The organism is Pseudoalteromonas sp. 11L1, assembly GCF_055397545.1.
The window spans coordinates 3201340-3218059 of the sequence record NZ_AP041141.1; the positions used below are offsets into that span (position 1 = coordinate 3201340).

The following is a 16720-nucleotide window of genomic DNA, read 5'->3' on the forward strand; positions in this document are numbered from 1 at the left end:
CCAACATCTAAGGTTTCTGTAAGTTTTTAGGGATTGTTAATTCAGGCAATGCGGCGGGTGCTTGTCCTCGCCCTTGCTTGTATGCTTTTAATTGCAATACATAGGTCAGTACATAGGCAACCGCACTGTATAAGCCGTTGGGCACTTCTTGGTCGACCCTAGTCGAAAAGTAAATAGCCCGTGCTAATGCGGGGATCTCTATAATTTCTTTGTTATTCATGCGGGCGACTTCGCGTATTCTCAGCGCCATTTCATCTACGCCTTTAGCGACAACATAAGGGGCTTTAGCCGCTTCTTCACTGTACTTTATTGCCACAGCATAATGAGTAGGATTAGTGACAATCACATCAGCAGTGGGAACACGCTCTTCAATTTTTCTATTCGATTGCTGATATTGTATTTGCCGAATTTTATTTTTTATCTCAGGGCTACCATCTGAAGATTTACGCTCTTCTTTTACTTCTTGGTGGGTCATTTTTATTTTATCAGCAATCTGTTTTTGCTGAAAAGGCACATCAATAACTGCAATAAAAAGCAGTAAAGTTACCGTGATCATTAACGATAAAAATAACAACTCAATGCCTTGGCCTATCGCCACTTTTATATCTAAGTTTTGTAATACCATCAGCTGCATCCACAGCTTAGTTAAAAAGGTATATAAGCAAATCGCCAGTAAGGTTATTTTTAGTATTGATTTAAGTAGCTCTACTAACGACTGTTTACCAAACATTTTGCCTAACCCGGTTAGTGGGTTGAGCTTGCTCATTTTTAGCGCCACGAGTTTTTTTGAAAACACAAACCCACCAGGTAAACACCCAGTGATCCACATTGCGCAAAAGCTTAATAATAAAAACGGCGTGAGAGTCGATAGCATATTCATAATGGCGTCACCCAATGCGATGGGCATCATTTTTTTATTATTAATAATAGAGTGATCCAGCACCATAGTACTGTTCATTAAGTTTACAAATAAGCTGTAAAATAAATTGGCAAACCACAATAACCCAGCAATACTGACCATTAATAAAATAGCGGTATTGAGCTCTTTTGAGCGCGCGACTTGGCCGTCTTCTTTGGCTTTTTTTAGCCGTTTCTCTGTGGGTTGTTCTGTTTTTTCTTGCGAGCTATTTTCAGACATACCGCTACCTCATCGCCTGTGCAAAGGTTGTTAGCACATGATACGTTAGCCTTGAAAACGCACTTCCTGTGTACTCTAAGGTCATAAATACGCAGAAAAACCCCATCAATAGCGACATAGGGAAACCCAATACAAAAATATTTAATGACGGCGCCGCCCTACTTGCTACACCAAAGGTTAAGTTAACCAATAACATGGCGACTATCCCTGGTAGTGACAGCAATAAAGCAGAGGAAAACATCCACGCAAACAACATAATAATCGCCTGAATATCAAACTCATAAATACTGCGACCAATCGGAAAGCTATGAAAGCTCTCTACCATAACCTGCAAAGTTATTAAGTGACCATCTGCGGCAAAAAAAAGTAATGCACACATAATCCAAAATAACTGTCCCAATAATGCCACTTGGTTACCACTGCCGGGGTCCATAACTAGCGCCATTGATAAGCCCATCTGCATGGATAAGATCAGCCCTATCATTGCCATTACTTCAAACAAAATACGCAGCGATAACCCCATCATTACCCCAAAAATAATTTGTTCGAAGGTTAAGATGGCGGCATCTAAAGAAAACAAGTCAATAGCAGGTGCAAGTGGTAACTGCGGAGCAACTAAAAAAGCCAACATCATAGACACTAAAATACGAGAGCGTGGCGTTACCGCCGGATTGTCAAATACCGGCATAGACCATAAAAGTGCAGAAAAGCGTACAAATGGCCACCAAAGCGTGCCCATCCAGCTGACTAAATCAGTAGACGTTAAAGAGAGTAATGAGCTCAACCAAATACCCCAGGTAACATAAATTTGAGCTTATCAAACCAATCAATCATAATTTGTAGCATCCAATGTCCCGCAAATACCACCATTAATAAGGTTAATAACATACGCGGTAAGAACGTTAGGGTTTGCTCTTGAATAGAGGTCGCACCTTGAATAATAGCCACCACAATACCAAGTATTAAACCCGGCACAATTAAGACTAAAATCAGTTTTATGATGGTGTAAACTGCGCTTGAAATAAGCTCTACCGACATTTCTGGGGTCATGGTGACATTCCAAATGTTGCTGCCAGCGTACCTGCTATCATTGACCAGCCATCGGCAAGTACAAATACCATGAGCTTAAACGGTAAGCTAATGATCAGCGGTGATAGCATCATCATACCCATAGACATCAGCACACTACTAACAACTAAATCAATGATTAAAAAAGGAATAAATAACATAAAGCCAATTTGAAAGGCCGTTGTGAGCTCACTTAATACAAACGCAGGCATTAACACTTCAAACGGAATCTCTTGCGCGGTGAGAGTGGTTGGCTCATTGGCTATTAATAACACTTGGCGTAATTCACTTTCGCGAGTTTGTCTGAGCATAAAAGCACGCAAAGGCTTTTCTGCGGTGAGTAAAGCTTCCTCTAATCCTATGGTTTGCTGCTGAAAAGGCGTATACGCGTTTTGATAAATGTCTTGCCAAACTGGTCGCATAATCAACATAGTGAGCATCAGTGAGATGCCAATTAAAATTTTATTCGGCGGGCTTTGTTGTAACCCCATAGCTTGGCGCAAAATCGCCAATACAATGATGATTCTGGTAAACGACGTTAAAACCATCAGTAGCGCAGGCAATAAACTCAATACCGTCATTAATAAGAGTATTTGCAGTTTAACGCTGTAGTCTTGTCCGTCGGCCGTATCTTTTAGAGAAAACAGCGTAAGTTCTTCTGCATTTAGCCAGCTTGGTAAAAACAACATGATTAACAGTAGGCTAACTTTAAAAATTACGCGTTTATTCATTTGTTTACTGATCCTTTGCGGTATCTGTTTGAGCAAATTTCAAACCATACTGCCCTTCAACCATTACCACTTCTGCTTTAGCAAAAAATACCCCATTCACTTTTACATCAAGCGCTTCACCAGCTACTTTGTCTAGCTTAAGCACATCGCCTTCTTTGGCTTGACTAAGCTCGCCTAAGGTAATTTCAGTACTTGCTACTTCAAGAGTGACGAGTAAAGGAACATCTTGAAAAAATGACATATTCCCTTCATTAGTTTTATCAGCAGATTTGTCATCAAATCCATCAAAAGCATCAAGCTCTAAGCCCGCTAAGGCGCTATCAAGGTTCTCGTTCATAATTTAGTTACTCGTTGTATTATTTGATAATTGTGTAATTTGAAATGCTAAGCCAGTCTCTTGCTCAACGACTTGGCCTTTAAATATTTGTTTATGGCCTAGGTTAAATAGCGCTGCTTCGTTAAGTTCAATGGGTAATACACCGCCGGCCACACAAGCTTTTAATTGCTTTAAAGTGACTTTTTTCTTTGCCATTTCAATCTGACCTTGCACCGCAAACTGTGCCCACATATCAGTATTGAGTGTGTTACTATTTGCAGAATCTTGCTCGCTATCAGCTGCGCAAAAAAAGCTAATTGGCAGCCATAAAAACCAACTTATTACTTGGTTTTCTAATATAAACCGCACTTTAAAGGCTAAGTATTGTAATGCTTCAGGTAAGGTATGAGATTTTTGTATCTCACCTAATAACGCTGAGCGTTCTCTAAATAATAAGCCTTGAATGCCCTGCACTTGGCGCTGTAGTAAACGACCACAAATACGGCTTTCTGTTGAGCTTAATTCGTTATTCACCTCGTCAGAGACTTGCTCTGTGCTGTTAACATTATTAAATTGCCCACCTAAGCATAAATCCGCTGTTTTATATGCACTTTGATAATCAAGCGCTAAATAGGCCTCACCTTGAGTAGGCGCAAATAAAGGACAGGCAAGAAATATCCTTGGGGATTCTTTAAACCAACTGTTAATAACCGAATGCGAACAAGGCGAAATTTCGACATCAAAACGGCTGTCGTTAAACAATTGGGCTAGCTCTAACTCCAAAGTTTTACGAATATTAACGTTTATGTGCGCTGCTTTTTGTTGTGCTTGTTCATATGCTCTTTGCTCAAGCGTGAGTGCAAATGGAGTAATATGCTCAGAATTTTTCGCTTTAATTAGCTTTGTTTTAGCGTTTAACGTTTTACTCATACCACTGTTTTTCCTGATTCATTTATATTCAGCTTATGCTCGTCTTTTTGGCTTTTTTCAATTGGGCTTGTAACTGTAAACGATTAACAATATCGCTGCGTAAGCGCTCATTTTTGCTTATCCACTCAACCCCTAAAAACATTAATTTTTCACTCACTGCACGACGATACATCACCTTGCCTGCCAATCGATTAGTTTTATCAAACACCACAATAATTTTATTGGGGATCGTCTTTTCAGCAGGCACTAATAAACCCACACCGCCCACGCTAATATCTTTTGCCACACCATGGCATAGTGAAATATCAATAAAACAACGGCGTAATAACTGCACGCCTACTCCGCCAAGCTGAACTGACTCAGGCTCGTAATTATCTTTGAGGTTTAAGTTCCATCTTTTGTAACTTCGTTTAGTGTCTGGTTGGTTACTCATAATTCTCTTCAAGACGTAGCACGGGTTTGTTAGCCGTTGCCGCACCAGCCGCTTTTTTTATCGGATTGTTAATGTTGCTATCATCAAATAATTGGTTAAATTTATCCTGCGCATCTTTAGTTAAGATCAGCAGTTCAACACGTCTGTTTTCGCTGGCTTTCTTATTTTCTTTATTAATTGGCCGATTTGATGAAAACGCATTTACTTGAAGCACCTGACTTGATGGCATTCCGCCCATAGTCATTACTTTTCTTGCTTGCTGCGCTCTATCGCCAGAAATGTCCCAATTACGAGAGCTGCCATCAACAAATAAGCTGGCATCGCTGTGCCCAGAAATAATAATTTTGTTGTTAATGTCTTTAACTAAGCCGCCAAGGTATAGAAACAGATCTTCAAAAAATGGGGTCATTTGCGACTTTGAGCGTTCAAACATTTGGTGGTGCTTGTCGTCTCTAATGATCACTCTTAGCCCCAGGGGCACTTCTTCAACTAGTAAGTTATTTTTTAGTAACTCTTCTTTACTGAGTTCCTCAATACTTTCCAGTAATAAGCTCAGCTCAGATGAAGCTTCAAATTGGCTATCAATTGCTGAATTTAACTTCTCGCCTTGCCCAGCTTTAGGCTCAACGGTGCCATCGGGCACTTGTAATACTTCACTCATTCCAGGTTTTGGAGAGTCTGGAGGCGTAATTCCCGACTCTAGGTGTTTAATTACTGAAGGAGAACCCCCTAAATCAACGGGGAATGGGCTATTTTGAGGGTCAAAAATAGCGGGGCCACCATCAAAAATTGAGTGAGTTCGCATGTAGTGTGCTATTTCTTCACGCTCTGATTCATTGGTGATCGCCATAATCCACATCACCATAAAAAACGCCATCATCGCCAAAGTAAAATCGGCAAAGGCAACCTTCCAAGCACCACCATGAGGCTTTTCGGTTGCTCTTCTACGAGAGCGTTTGATGACGATTTCTTGATTTTTGTTTTCCATTATTAAGCCGCCTTATTATTGATCCACTCTTCCATGGTGGTGAAGGTCGGTTTAATTTCTTCATTAATTAATTTTCGGCCTGAATCAGTCGCCACAATAGGCACATGCCCTTTAGCATGCGCCACTAACATGGCACGCACACACTCAAACATCGCTACTTGTTTTTTCACATACTGCTCCATCGCTGAGGCAAGCGGTGCAATTAAACAGTAACAAGCAAAAATACCAATAAAAGTACCCACCAACGCCGCGGCTACATGGTAGCCAATTTCACTCAAAGGTCCATCAAGGTGCTGCATAGTAATAATAATGCCGCCAACCGCTGCTAAAATACCAAAACCAGGCATAGCTTCAGCAATATTAGCCAATGAATGAGAAGGCTTAAGGCGCTGCTCTTCAATGGTGTAAATCTCTTGCTCTAACATGGCATCAAAATCATGCGAGTTAATTTTTCCCATACTAAACAAACGCAAGTTATCGCAAATAAAAGTTACTAGCTGAGGGAACTCATACACTTTAGGGTAGGCAAGAAAAATAGAGCTAGTTTCTGGGTTTTCAACATGCTCATCCAACCCCTTTATACCTTTCACTCTGGCTAGATCTAATAAAGAGTAAATAACCAGTAGTAAGTCATGGTAAAGCTCAGACGTATCGGTTCCTTTACCACTAATAAACTGATACTTTAATTGCGATAACATTTCAGTCAGTACATATTTCGAATTACCCACAATTAACGCCCCAAAGCCTGCGCCAAAAATAATTAAAAACTCGTATGGCTGCCACATAGTGGCGATGTTGCCGCCCGCAAACGCAAAACCACCTAATACTGTTGCAAGTACTACTATTAAACCTATAACTCTTTGCATTCTTTATTCCTTAGGTATTAGATTTTTTGAAGCGTTTGTGTCAGCGCTTCAAGTGCTTGTTTATGAAGTTGGCAAACACGTGCCTCGGTTAAATCGAGCGTTAATGCAATCTCTTTCATATTCATTTCGTGCATGTAATATAATTGCAAGAGCAGCTTTTCTCGGGTATTTAGTTTGCTCATCGCCATTTTGAGGGTGGCTGCTGTCTCTTCTTTTTCGTGTGCATGTGCACAGGTAAGCGCTAAGTTAGGATTAGCCTCCAATAGCGCTTCAAGGCTATCAAATGCCTCAGCTTGCTCACTGTAATGCAGCTGAATAAGCTCTTTATGGCTAATCCCTAACGCCTCACACATCTCAGTGTCTGTTGCATCACGACCAAGCTTTTTTTGCAGTGAACGGCTCATATCACGAAGCTGATGAGACTGCTGCCGCAACTGGCGAGGGCGCCAATCGACACGCCTAAATTCATCTAACATAGCACCACGAATACGCTTAAACGCAAATGCAGCAAATTTCTCATCTAAATCCCGGCCATAGCGACGAATAGACGAAAGCAGCGCAATAATGCCTATTTGGTAAATATCATCACTATCGACAATAATGCCCACTTGAGTGCGCATGTGTGCAGCCGCCCGATTAACCAAGTAAGCGTACTGCGATAATAGTTGCGTCTCTTTTTGTGGTGTAAAGGTGACTGGTGGTTCTGTTATTAACTCACCCCACTCTTCTTGCAGCATCATAGCGATGACCTATTGAATGAAGACGTTCGTAACGAGTACGTTATCTAATCGAACTGAAACCGCATTTGCTAAAACCACATTAAACTGCTCGAGTAAATCTTTTTGAATTGCATCGATATCTTTAAAAGCTTCTTTTACTTGGCTGTGGCTCATATTAGCAAACTGTTTTACCAGTACATTTCTCACTAGCGGCTCCATCGCTTCTGTCCCTGTATTGAAAATAGACGGCGAAGTTACAAGTACTAAGTCGAGCACTAAATAACGCGCAACTGACCCTTCTGATACGCTTATAATGAAGCGCTCCATTTGATGATATTCAACCTTTGTTATATCGGCTTGCGGGCCTTCTTCTGATGAGTCACTGCCGTTAAAAAACTGTCCCGCAAAAAATGCAGACGCAATAAGTACAATTACAGTTAGGGCTATTATTATTTTTTTCACTTTTATCTCTCTTAATCCAAGGTAGTTATACTAATAAATCTAACGAGTCTGATTGCAGCTTAGATGCGCGAGTGTTGCTGTCATCATCCTGTACAGGCATCTCAGTGTGATTACTTGCAATGTCGTCATTGTCATTTTGGTGATGAGATTGCTGCTGTTTATCACTCAAATTAACATCAACTGTGGTATTCGAATTTTGCGACAAAGACTGGCGTAACTGCTCTAAAGTTTGCGCGATGGCATCTCTTACCTGCGTATTACTCGTAATTAAACTGACTGAAGTTTTATCCCCTTCGATATTGATAGATATTTCAATACTGCCGAGGTTAGGAGGGTCTAATCTAATTTGCGCCCGCTGTAGCTGCTGCCCTATTTGCAATTTTACCTTATCGCCAAGTACATGTAATAAGCGCTGCCCCCATTCACTAGGTGCCTCTTTTAATTTCTCTTTTTGCCACTCAAAGGTTTCTGGTGCGGTGGCGGCAGATGAGAAAGCACTCACTAATGCTGATTTTTGACTGCTACCTTCACGGCTTTCAGCATTAAATATTTTCGATTGCGGATTTTGTGACAGCGCAGCAAGCTCGAGTTTACTGAGCCCAATACTCGGTTGTGTGGATATTTGCTCACTGGTTAAGCTACTTGACTGCGCTTGTCCATAAGTGTTCGACATTACTGATGGTTGATTTAATCGGTTCAAAAGCGCTTGTGAATACAATGTTTGTGGTGTTTTGGCTAAATCGAGTGTGTTTAATTCTTTATTAACGAGTGTATCCGCTGGCGCTACGTTTATAGCTGCAGCAGGCACAGTTAAAGCATCACTATGCACAGTCGTATTTTGTGCGAGCGCAGTTTTAGCGGGCTCTTGAGCTACAATGCTGACTTCGTGCTGAGTCTCTAAAGTCTTACTCTTTAACTGCTTATCAATAACAAGCTGTACTGGTAGTGTTTCCACTACTACAGTGTCGCTATCAACTACAAGGTTATTATTTTGGTTAAGTATAGTCATAACAGGCGCGTTTTTTTTATTGTTATCGAGGTTATAATTAGCGGTGCTAAAAAAATATGGATTTATTATTTCATCCATTTCTTCAGTGACTTCTTCTTGCGCTAGCTGTTCTGAGCTCTCGCGAGGTTGCTCAACATGCAAATCTTGCTGTTTTGCTTGCTGCTGCTTTGAAGAAAGCGAAAATGGCACAAGCTCGTTCTGTTGTTCTTGCGCATCTGCTGGTGAGCTGCTTTTTAATATGCTTTGCTTATTAGCAACACTGCCAAAGTCAGCCTTTGACACCATTGTACTTGTTTGAATACTCATAACGACTGTCCTTGTTGTACTTTTTTATAAGCCATTAAGCCCTCTTTATCCTCTTGATGGCGCTGCATTTGTACTTTAATGGCCGCTTGCTTTTGGCCCACAAGGTCAATTAAGTCAACATAACGTGCTTTTAAGTTATTTTGTTCAGCTACCATTGAACTAAACCAAGGCATGCTTTGTAACTGTGTGTAAAGTGCAAGTAACTGCTTATCGGCTGCTTTAACTTGATACCAATTACTCTCATGGATAGCATTTTCCATAGCACTAAGTAATTGTTCCATTTTTTGCGCTGCGTATTTTTGAGAGTGTTCCATTGGCAATACTAAATTCATTATAAGTTCACATTTCATTTAGCAAAAAACAAGCCAATATTAAGCTTTTGTTTTTTAACGTTAAATTAAATAAAAGCAGCAAAAAGCGGAAGCGGAACTTCCCCCTAGGAAGGAAGCGATTTGTTGTTAATTGGCAGTAGGATGGTTACTTAGGTAGTAGGATGGTTAAAAAGCAGCTGAATTTAAAATAAAAAAGCCAGCTATGGGTAGCTGGCTTTTAAACGTTTACTGTGTGCCTAAGCCTTGCCACCCTTCTTGCAAGTTGGTCATCACTACACGGGTGGAGTCAATATAGCTCAAGTCATTCTTCATACTGGCTTGTAATAATGCTTGCCCACAATGCTGATAAAGGTTTTGCATGTTTTGCGCTACCTCACCGCCCTTTTCAAGATCCAATGAGGCCTCAAGCCCGCCTAAAATACGCATCAGCTTTTCAATACTTTCTGCTTTTTTATCGTATCTTTTTTGTTTTATGTGGCCAGTGACTTTTTCAAGCTCATCTGAAAAACCATCAAATAACATCAAAACTAATTTATGAATATCGGCACTGGCCGCTTTTGCATCTACTGATGTACTTTTATAGGCTGAAAAGCCATCATTTAAATCTAACATCTATGTTTAGCTCCCAAATTGACCCATTGTAGATTCTAATTGCGCAATAGTCTGTTGCATTTGTGTAAACTGCGACAAGTAACGTTGATACACTTGCTCCATAGACACTTCATGGTTTTTTTGCTGCCTAACAATAATATCCAAGCTTGATTGTAATGTATCTTTTTTATCGCTCATTAAGCCATAGCTTTTTGTGTATGGCTCTACTCGTTCTTCTAATTTAGCCATTAACCCATCTTCACCTGTTAACATTCTAGTTAATTTTTCAGGATCATTGGTCATTGCTGCTTCTAAACGTTCGCTATTAATTTTTAAGCTACCGTTACGATCAAACTCAATTCCAACAGAATAGAGCGTCTTTCCCTCAAAGGTGCCTTGAAAGTCGTTTCGCATTGAGCGAGCAAGCCCACTTGCTAAGCTATCGCGCTTTAAATTATCGTTAGAAGTAATGCCATTGACTAAACTATTAAACTTATCTACAAAACCCTGAATATTAGACTTACTTGCTTCCTGATCTTGTGCAACCCCAACACGAATCGGTGTATCCCCAATATTTTGCGCCTTTGTCAATGTTAATGTTACTCCATCAATAACATACTCAAGCGTGTTCGTTGTAGAGGTAATCGTTAAAGCTGAACTTGCACCAAGCTTAATAATTGAGTCTTGGCCATTAGTTAGCTCTGTTTGGTTAGCTATAGCATTTGTTATATCTGTACCATTAGCATCTAAGCCAGGCATATAATTTAACGATATCTGATTTGCAACACCTGAATCTTCACTCGTCATGACTAAAAATGTTTCACTACCAGAGCGCATTAATGTTGCTTTTACACCACTATTATCTGCATGGCTATTAATGGCATTGGCTAAATCACTGAGTTTAGCATCTGCGTCTAAAGTAGATAAATCAACCGAAAAGGACTCTCCAGCTAAATCAATATTTAATTCGCCATCAGTGCTCAATGCTTTTGTAGGATCGAAACTGAGTGCAACTTGATGCGCTTGTGCTAGCTGCTCAACAAAAATATCATAATTTCCGCTAGCAGCATCACCATTTGCGACTACATTCAATGTTGTTTCATCACTAACGGCAGTACTGTTAGTAAACAAACTCGTTTCTGATTTTAAACTCGCTTTTAAATCACTGTGAAAGCTAGTTATACTGCTTTTTAGCCCATCTAACGCTTTTATTTTGTTAGTGAAATCAGCATTTTTAGTATTTAAAAGCTGATCTTTTGAAGCTCGCTCAATTTGCGTATATTGACTAGCTAGTTGACCAGGATTAATCCCTAATGCAGCACTCATTTTATTCTCCAGGCATTTTAGTTATAAGCAAAAAAATCTAGGTTAAACATTTTTACTTATGACTATAAACAATAATAGCTACATCTTAGATGTAGCTATGCATACTTAATTGATCTATCACTATTAACGAAGTAGTGAACCAATCATTTGTGTTGTACTGTTAGCAGTACTCAATACAGAAATACCTGAGTTCATAAGTAACTGTTGCTTAGTCATGTTAGACGTTTCTGCCGCAAAATCAGCATCCATCAGTGTAGACGCTGCCGCTTGAGTATTTTCTTTCATGTTGGTTACGTTATTCATAGTATGGTCAAGACGATTCATTGACGCACCTAGTGCTGAACGTGCTGTGCCGATATTTTCAACAAGTGTATCCACTTCAGCCATAGCTAACAGGGCATTTGCCTGAGTATCAAGTACACCTAGAGCCGTCTGATCTGCAGCAGCAGTACCAACAGATGCATGCAAACTTGCAATTTCTGTTGCAATACCGACACTTAACGTTTCAGCAGTTGACGAGCCCACTTGAAAAGTTACGCCTGCTGCGGCTTCAAATTTCCCTGTATCAGCGGCAATAACCTCTGCGGTAACACGTTTATCGGCTGCTGTACCATCATTTGCAGTAGCAGCGATTGCGAATAAAGCAGTCCCACCAAAGCTGGTGTTTTGCATAATACTCGCAAGCTCATCACCTAGTGCTACATATTCCGAATTCATAGCTGTAAATTCATCCGCACCATTTGTACCATTGGCAGCTTGTGTTGCTAGCTCTTTCATGCGGTAGGCAATGTTAGTCATTTCATCAAACGCGCCTTCCGCTGTTTGCATCATCGACATTGCATTATTTGAGTTATAAAGCGCTGCTTCTTGGCCACGTACTTGTGCGTTTAAGCGTGATGCGATTTGCAGACCCGCTGCGTCATCTTTTGCAGAGTTAATTTTAAAACCAGACCCTAAACGCTCAAGCGCTGTTGATAAATCGTTGTTGCTACGACCAAGCTGGTTTTGAATTGACATTGAAGCCATATTTGATTGAATTGATAAAGCCATGCTTAATTTCCTTTATGTTTTAAACCTATTTACACACAAAGTATAAATAGAAGTGACTAATCATTAAGAGCGACCATGCCTAAAAAAAACTAAACTTTATTTTGATTTTATTTATTAATACAGCCGAAATAATTACATAGCTACCAAACTAGATGCAGCTTTAAAAAAAGGCTGAGTAACCTTTTTTATTTTTATCCGAGCTCTATCTAAACAAAAACAGCCGCATCAAAGATGCAGCTGTTTTGGTATTTTTTAATCGATTACTCGGTTTATGTAACCTATCGTTAAGCTATTAACGAAGAAGTGAACCAATCATTTGTGTTGTGCTGTTAGCAGTACTAAGTACAGAAATACCTGAGTTCATAAGCAACTGTTGCTTAGTCATATTAGATGTTTCAGCAGCAAAATCAGCATCCATCAGTGTAGAAGCCGCTGCTTGGGTGTTTTCTTTCATGTTGGTTACGTTGTTCATAGTATGTTCAAGGCGGTTCATTGATGCACCTAGTGCTGAGCGCGCAGTACCAATATTTTTAATAAAAGTATCAATACCAGTAATTGCTGCTGATGAATTCGTCGCATCATCTAGGTCACCGATGGTGCCTGCAGTAGCAACACTTGTGTTAATATCCTGTACTGCTGTACTAACATCAACTGAAAGTGTTTCAGCTGTTGATGAACCTACTTGGAACGATACAGCGCCAACATCAAATTTACCTGCAGTAGCATCTAGTAATTTAGTACCACCAAAGCTAGTGTTGTCCATAATACTTTTAAGCTCAGCTTCTAAAGCAACAAACTCAGACTTCATTGCTGTGTACTCATCCGCACCATTTGTACCATTGGCACCTTGGGTCGCTAACTCTTTCATGCGGTAAGCAATGTTAGTCATTTCATCAAACGCACCTTCCGCTGTTTGCAGCATAGACATTGCATTATTTGAATTATAAAGCGCTGCTTCTTGGCCGCGTACTTGTGCGTTTAAGCGTGATGCGATTTGTAGACCCGCTGCGTCATCTTTTGCAGAGTTAATTTTAAAACCAGACCCTAAACGCTCAAGCGCTGTTGATAAATCGTTGTTGCTACGACCAAGCTGGTTTTGAATTGACATTGAAGCCATATTTGATTGAATTGATAAAGCCATGCTTAATTTCCTTTATGTTTTAAACCTATTTACACACAAAGTATAAATAGAAGTGACTAATCATTAAGAGCGACCACATTAAGAAAAAACTAAACTTTATTTTGATTTTATTTATTAATACAGCCGAAATAATTACATAGCTACCAAACTAGATGCAGCTTTTAAAAAGGCTGAGTAACCTTTTTTATTTTTATCCGAGCTCTATCTAAACAAAAAAACAGCCGCATAAAAGATGCAGCTGTTTTGGTATTTTTTAATCGATTACTAGGTTTATATAACCTATCGTTAAGCTATTAACGAAGAAGTGAACCAATCATTTGTGTTGTGCTGTTAGCAGTACTAAGTACAGAAATACCCGAGTTCATAAGTAACTGTTGCTTAGTCATATTAGATGTTTCAGCAGCAAAATCAGCATCCATCAGTGTAGACGCTGCCGCTTGAGTATTTTCTTTCATGTTCGTTACGTTATTCATGGTATGATCAAGACGATTCATTGATGCACCTAGGGCTGAACGAGCTGTACCGATTGTATCAACTAACGTATCTACAAATTCAAGCTGAACCTTTGCATCTGCTTGATTTTCAATTAAACCACCCGCTGAAAGTACACCTGTAGAAGCAGTAGTAGTAATATTATTTATTGACAGTTGAACAGAATCATTAGTACCGTCTAATAAAGTTTTACTTATATCAACGGTTAACTTTTCAGCAGTACTTGAACCAACTTGAAAATCTACAGATGCAGTGAATTTACCTGCAGCACCCGTATCTAGCAACTTGGTACCACCATAAGAAGTATTGCTCATAATACTACCTAGTTCTGCAGCCAAAGCAGTATATTCTGCAGTTTGGGCAGTGTACTCATCAGTACCGTTAGTACCATTTAGCGCTTGTGTAGCTAGCTCTTTCATGCGGTAAGCAATATTGGTCATTTCATCAAACGCGCCTTCCGCTGTTTGCATCATCGACATGGCATTGTTTGAATTATAAAGTGCTGCTTCTTGGCCGCGTACTTGTGCGTTTAAGCGTGATGCGATTTGTAGACCAGCCGCATCATCTTTTGCAGAGTTAATTTTAAAACCAGAACCTAAACGCTCAAGCGCTGTTGATAAATCGTTGTTGCTGCGACCAAGCTGGTTTTGAATTGACATTGAAGCCATATTCGATTGAATTGATAGAGCCATGTTTAGTTTCCTCTTTGAAGTTGTAGTTAAAGTAATTAGTGGAGCTAAATCACTTTCTAATAACTAAGAGCGACCAATTATGAGAAAAGATAAACATTTTTCTAATTATTAAAGTTAGCCCTTAAATTACAGGCGATAATGAAAAAGATGACGTTAAATTTAAATTAACAGACCATTAATTGAGTGAGTATTGCACCATGTTACGAGTTATGTTTGCTTGTGACATAATTGCAGCCACACTATTTACCCCTGGGCTTTGCATGTGCTGTTTAACCCCTAAACTTACAGCAAGCAATTCATCTGTATTGGCTAAGGTACGAGCAGCATCGAGTTGATCTAGCTGGCTTTGCAACTGTTGCTTTTGTGCCTGAATTTTTATTAAGTTGGCCTTTAAATGGCGCTGTGCACTTTGAATTTGTTCGCGGTGCTGTGCAATACTGGCATTTTTGTCTGCTACTTTAGCAAGTTCATTCAGTGGATTATCTAAATCATTAAGCTGCAACGAAATCGGGTTACCCGCCGCAACACGTACACCTTGACCACTCATTACCCAAGGTTCTAAAAGTGGAGCCGCATTATCTTTTTGCGCACTAAAAAGCAGGCGGTTTTCACGGTTGAGCTCAACGTTTATATGATGTGGTGCAAACGCATTTTGAATAGCAGTTAAATTGGTTTTTTCGTCTTGATAGGCAGGTAGTTTTAAACTTAATGATTTACCCGAACGCCCCATTACTAACTGGATATTTTCTTCATGTGGACGCGCGCTAAGCAGGTCTATATTGGCATTAAGCTGTTTGCTAATAGCACGATTTGGGTCGGTTATTTTTAGTTGAGAATCAAGCCCTGAGCCTTTTTTACTTGCGACATTTTGTAATGACGCTATTTGAACTTTAATCTTTTGTTGTTGCATAGGTTGTGGATGAGAGTTAGCTGCCTGAGTGTTTAATTGTTGTGCTAACTTTTCAAGTCCCATATACAAATTTCGTATTGTGCTTTCACTTTGCTCGGCTCTAGCCAAGGCTTGACTAAGCGCCCCACGCTGTGCCCAATCAGTCAGTACTTTAACTTGCTCCTCTCTGGCAACAATTTTGTTTTTCCACAAATTGTTAGCAGAATCTTTTGTTGATGTAACGAGTGCATCCGATTTATTGGTATTAACCAAGTCAATTGCTTGTGCCTTTTCGCTACTTTTAACCAGCATAGTTAGTTCCTGAAAATATTATAATTTTTAAATGTATGAAAACAATGAAAGTTTGCTTACTGTTGAGTAAACCTGCATCGATGACTCATACGCCGCCATTGACTCTTTCATCGAGATAAACGCTTCAGGGTAATCTACAGCACTTAAATCATCCTGTAAATTCACCGTAAACGTAGTGATATCTTGATTACTGGTAGTAATAGAATCAAGCGACGCCATAGTAGAACCAATTGTAGTCACTTGGCTACTAATAGTACCTAAAAAGTCTGCTAATTTATCTATCATCACCCGTGATTGATTGCCAACGCCACCTGCCGGTGGATTATTTACATCAACAAGATAGTCTTGCATGGCATTTAAAAAGCCGGCACCTGGGTCTAAATCATCACCCACAATATTATTTTTTACACTTGAGTCATCAGATACAGCAACTTCTCTGACAATATCGTCACCGGTATAAACGTAATTACCCGTGGCATCGATTTGAAATGGTTGTTCATCCGTTTTGCTGCCCGAAAAGTAATACTTTCCGTCGCTATCTGTTGCATTAAGTAAATCAACAATCGCTGGAAAAGCCACACTCATTTCTTGGCCAAGCGCTTTAATTTCTGCCTCACCCATCGAATCATCAGCTGCGGTAGTAAGTAAACTCTGTAAGGAATATATTTGGTTAACAATACCAGTCAATTGTACTTCTTGTTGACCTAGTGAAAAGTTAACTGCGTCCATATTGGTTTTGTATTGCTCTAGCGATTTAATTTCTGAACCTAAATTCATAATCATCACAGTGCCAAGTGGATCGTCAGACGGCTTAAGAATACGCTTATTGGTTGCTAATTGAGTCGACTTTTCGTTAAAATTTTCAGTATTAATTTGGATGTTTTTTATTGAATTTAAATGAAGCTGATGACTACTTACTCGCATAACAT

Annotated in this window: 20 protein-coding genes; all 20 read right to left on the bottom strand. The window is 39.7% G+C overall.

The window, feature by feature from the left end; all coding sequences use genetic code 11:
* Nucleotides 1-7: 7 nt before the first annotated feature.
* On the bottom strand, nucleotides 8-1138 hold the full coding sequence (flhB, locus tag ACZ5WS_RS14930) for a flagellar biosynthesis protein FlhB (protein ID WP_138607584.1): 1131 nt from the start codon (nucleotides 1136-1138) through the stop codon (nucleotides 8-10).
* Nucleotides 1139-1142: 4 nt separating this feature from the next.
* Nucleotides 1143-1922 carry a flagellar biosynthetic protein FliR gene (fliR, locus tag ACZ5WS_RS14935; RefSeq protein ID WP_055011669.1) on the bottom strand — a complete coding sequence of 260 codons (780 nt, stop codon included), beginning with the start codon at nucleotides 1920-1922 and terminating at the stop codon, nucleotides 1143-1145.
* On the bottom strand, nucleotides 1919-2188 hold the full coding sequence (locus ACZ5WS_RS14940) for a flagellar biosynthetic protein FliQ (RefSeq protein ID WP_138607580.1): 270 nt from the start codon (nucleotides 2186-2188) through the stop codon (nucleotides 1919-1921). Before ACZ5WS_RS14940 ends, fliR begins: the two co-directional genes overlap by 4 nt.
* Complete coding sequence (gene fliP / locus ACZ5WS_RS14945; RefSeq protein ID WP_075170636.1) at nucleotides 2185-2937, bottom strand: flagellar type III secretion system pore protein FliP; 753 nt, start codon at nucleotides 2935-2937, stop codon at nucleotides 2185-2187. The genes ACZ5WS_RS14940 and fliP overlap by 4 nt, the downstream gene beginning before the upstream one ends.
* Before the next feature lie 4 nt (nucleotides 2938-2941).
* Nucleotides 2942-3274: a FliM/FliN family flagellar motor switch protein gene (locus ACZ5WS_RS14950; RefSeq protein WP_055011667.1), complete on the bottom strand. Its 333-nt coding sequence runs from the start codon at nucleotides 3272-3274 to the stop codon at nucleotides 2942-2944.
* Between the two features lie 3 nt (nucleotides 3275-3277).
* Complete coding sequence (locus ACZ5WS_RS14955; protein WP_138607578.1) at nucleotides 3278-4183, bottom strand: FliM/FliN family flagellar motor switch protein; 906 nt, start codon at nucleotides 4181-4183, stop codon at nucleotides 3278-3280.
* Nucleotides 4184-4211: 28 nt separating this feature from the next.
* Nucleotides 4212-4616: a PilZ domain-containing protein gene (locus tag ACZ5WS_RS14960; protein ID WP_138607576.1), complete on the bottom strand. Its 405-nt coding sequence runs from the start codon at nucleotides 4614-4616 to the stop codon at nucleotides 4212-4214.
* Complete coding sequence (locus ACZ5WS_RS14965; RefSeq protein WP_232735465.1) at nucleotides 4609-5604, bottom strand: flagellar motor protein MotB; 996 nt, start codon at nucleotides 5602-5604, stop codon at nucleotides 4609-4611. Before ACZ5WS_RS14965 ends, ACZ5WS_RS14960 begins: the two co-directional genes overlap by 8 nt.
* A 2-nt stretch (nucleotides 5605-5606) precedes the next feature.
* Nucleotides 5607-6470 (bottom strand): flagellar motor stator protein MotA, encoded by an 864-nt coding sequence (gene motA / locus ACZ5WS_RS14970; protein ID WP_198522298.1) that lies wholly within the window; start codon nucleotides 6468-6470, stop codon nucleotides 5607-5609.
* Between the two features lie 17 nt (nucleotides 6471-6487).
* Complete coding sequence (locus tag ACZ5WS_RS14975; RefSeq protein ID WP_138607570.1) at nucleotides 6488-7210, bottom strand: FliA/WhiG family RNA polymerase sigma factor; 723 nt, start codon at nucleotides 7208-7210, stop codon at nucleotides 6488-6490.
* 9 nt (nucleotides 7211-7219) lie between these two features.
* Nucleotides 7220-7651, bottom strand: a complete 432-nt coding sequence (locus tag ACZ5WS_RS14980) for a flagellar basal body-associated FliL family protein (protein WP_138607568.1) — start codon at nucleotides 7649-7651, stop codon at nucleotides 7220-7222.
* Between the two features lie 25 nt (nucleotides 7652-7676).
* The gene (locus tag ACZ5WS_RS14985; protein ID WP_464709572.1) at nucleotides 7677-8966 is read right to left on the bottom strand and encodes a flagellar hook-length control protein FliK; all 1290 of its coding nucleotides are present in this window, start codon (nucleotides 8964-8966) and stop codon (nucleotides 7677-7679) included.
* Nucleotides 8963-9298: a hypothetical protein gene (locus ACZ5WS_RS14990; protein WP_178955424.1), complete on the bottom strand. Its 336-nt coding sequence runs from the start codon at nucleotides 9296-9298 to the stop codon at nucleotides 8963-8965. The genes ACZ5WS_RS14985 and ACZ5WS_RS14990 overlap by 4 nt, the downstream gene beginning before the upstream one ends.
* A gap of 225 nt (nucleotides 9299-9523) precedes the next feature.
* Entirely contained in the window at nucleotides 9524-9910 is a 387-nt protein-coding gene (fliS, locus tag ACZ5WS_RS14995; protein WP_138607562.1) for a flagellar export chaperone FliS, read from the bottom strand.
* A 6-nt stretch (nucleotides 9911-9916) separates the two neighbouring features.
* On the bottom strand, nucleotides 9917-11215 hold the full coding sequence (fliD, locus tag ACZ5WS_RS15000; RefSeq protein WP_464709580.1) for a flagellar filament capping protein FliD: 1299 nt from the start codon (nucleotides 11213-11215) through the stop codon (nucleotides 9917-9919).
* Nucleotides 11216-11338: 123 nt separating this feature from the next.
* Nucleotides 11339-12265 (bottom strand): flagellin N-terminal helical domain-containing protein, encoded by a 927-nt coding sequence (locus ACZ5WS_RS15005; RefSeq protein WP_178955420.1) that lies wholly within the window; start codon nucleotides 12263-12265, stop codon nucleotides 11339-11341.
* Between the two features lie 292 nt (nucleotides 12266-12557).
* The gene (locus ACZ5WS_RS15010; protein WP_178955418.1) at nucleotides 12558-13406 is read right to left on the bottom strand and encodes a flagellin N-terminal helical domain-containing protein; all 849 of its coding nucleotides are present in this window, start codon (nucleotides 13404-13406) and stop codon (nucleotides 12558-12560) included.
* Nucleotides 13407-13699: 293 nt separating this feature from the next.
* Nucleotides 13700-14590, bottom strand: coding sequence for a flagellin N-terminal helical domain-containing protein (locus ACZ5WS_RS15015; RefSeq protein ID WP_290168878.1), 891 nt, complete (start codon nucleotides 14588-14590; stop codon nucleotides 13700-13702).
* Between the two features lie 175 nt (nucleotides 14591-14765).
* Nucleotides 14766-15791, bottom strand: coding sequence for a flagellin (locus tag ACZ5WS_RS15020; protein WP_464709588.1), 1026 nt, complete (start codon nucleotides 15789-15791; stop codon nucleotides 14766-14768).
* Nucleotides 15792-15818: 27 nt separating this feature from the next.
* Entirely contained in the window at nucleotides 15819-16715 is an 897-nt protein-coding gene (gene flgL / locus ACZ5WS_RS15025) for a flagellar hook-associated protein FlgL (RefSeq protein WP_138605567.1), read from the bottom strand.
* Nucleotides 16716-16720 lie beyond the last annotated feature (5 nt).

Excerpts from the sequence above, each read along its gene's own strand:
- fliS (WP_138607562.1), bottom strand. The coding sequence starts at position 9,910 with ATGTTAGATTTAAATGATGGCTTTTCAGCCTATAAAAGTACATCAGTA.
- ACZ5WS_RS14950 (WP_055011667.1), bottom strand. The coding sequence starts at position 3,274 with ATGAACGAGAACCTTGATAGCGCCTTAGCGGGCTTAGAGCTTGATGCT.
- flhB (WP_138607584.1), bottom strand. The coding sequence starts at position 1,138 with ATGTCTGAAAATAGCTCGCAAGAAAAAACAGAACAACCCACAGAGAAA.
- ACZ5WS_RS15015 (WP_290168878.1), bottom strand. The coding sequence starts at position 14,590 with ATGGCTCTATCAATTCAATCGAATATGGCTTCAATGTCAATTCAAAAC.
- motA (WP_198522298.1), bottom strand. The coding sequence starts at position 6,470 with ATGCAAAGAGTTATAGGTTTAATAGTAGTACTTGCAACAGTATTAGGT.
- ACZ5WS_RS15010 (WP_178955418.1), bottom strand. The coding sequence starts at position 13,406 with ATGGCTTTATCAATTCAATCAAATATGGCTTCAATGTCAATTCAAAAC.
- ACZ5WS_RS14960 (WP_138607576.1), bottom strand. The coding sequence starts at position 4,616 with ATGAGTAACCAACCAGACACTAAACGAAGTTACAAAAGATGGAACTTA.
- flgL (WP_138605567.1), bottom strand. The coding sequence starts at position 16,715 with ATGCGAGTAAGTAGTCATCAGCTTCATTTAAATTCAATAAAAAACATC.
- ACZ5WS_RS14940 (WP_138607580.1), bottom strand. The coding sequence starts at position 2,188 with ATGACCCCAGAAATGTCGGTAGAGCTTATTTCAAGCGCAGTTTACACC.
- fliD (WP_464709580.1), bottom strand. The coding sequence starts at position 11,215 with ATGAGTGCTGCATTAGGGATTAATCCTGGTCAACTAGCTAGTCAATAT.
- ACZ5WS_RS14975 (WP_138607570.1), bottom strand. The coding sequence starts at position 7,210 with ATGATGCTGCAAGAAGAGTGGGGTGAGTTAATAACAGAACCACCAGTC.
- ACZ5WS_RS14985 (WP_464709572.1), bottom strand. The coding sequence starts at position 8,966 with ATGAGTATTCAAACAAGTACAATGGTGTCAAAGGCTGACTTTGGCAGT.
- ACZ5WS_RS15005 (WP_178955420.1), bottom strand. The coding sequence starts at position 12,265 with ATGGCTTTATCAATTCAATCAAATATGGCTTCAATGTCAATTCAAAAC.
- ACZ5WS_RS14990 (WP_178955424.1), bottom strand. The coding sequence starts at position 9,298 with ATGAATTTAGTATTGCCAATGGAACACTCTCAAAAATACGCAGCGCAA.
- ACZ5WS_RS15020 (WP_464709588.1), bottom strand. The coding sequence starts at position 15,791 with ATGCTGGTTAAAAGTAGCGAAAAGGCACAAGCAATTGACTTGGTTAAT.
- ACZ5WS_RS14965 (WP_232735465.1), bottom strand. The coding sequence starts at position 5,604 with ATGGAAAACAAAAATCAAGAAATCGTCATCAAACGCTCTCGTAGAAGA.
- ACZ5WS_RS14955 (WP_138607578.1), bottom strand. The coding sequence starts at position 4,183 with ATGAGTAAAACGTTAAACGCTAAAACAAAGCTAATTAAAGCGAAAAAT.
- fliP (WP_075170636.1), bottom strand. The coding sequence starts at position 2,937 with ATGAATAAACGCGTAATTTTTAAAGTTAGCCTACTGTTAATCATGTTG.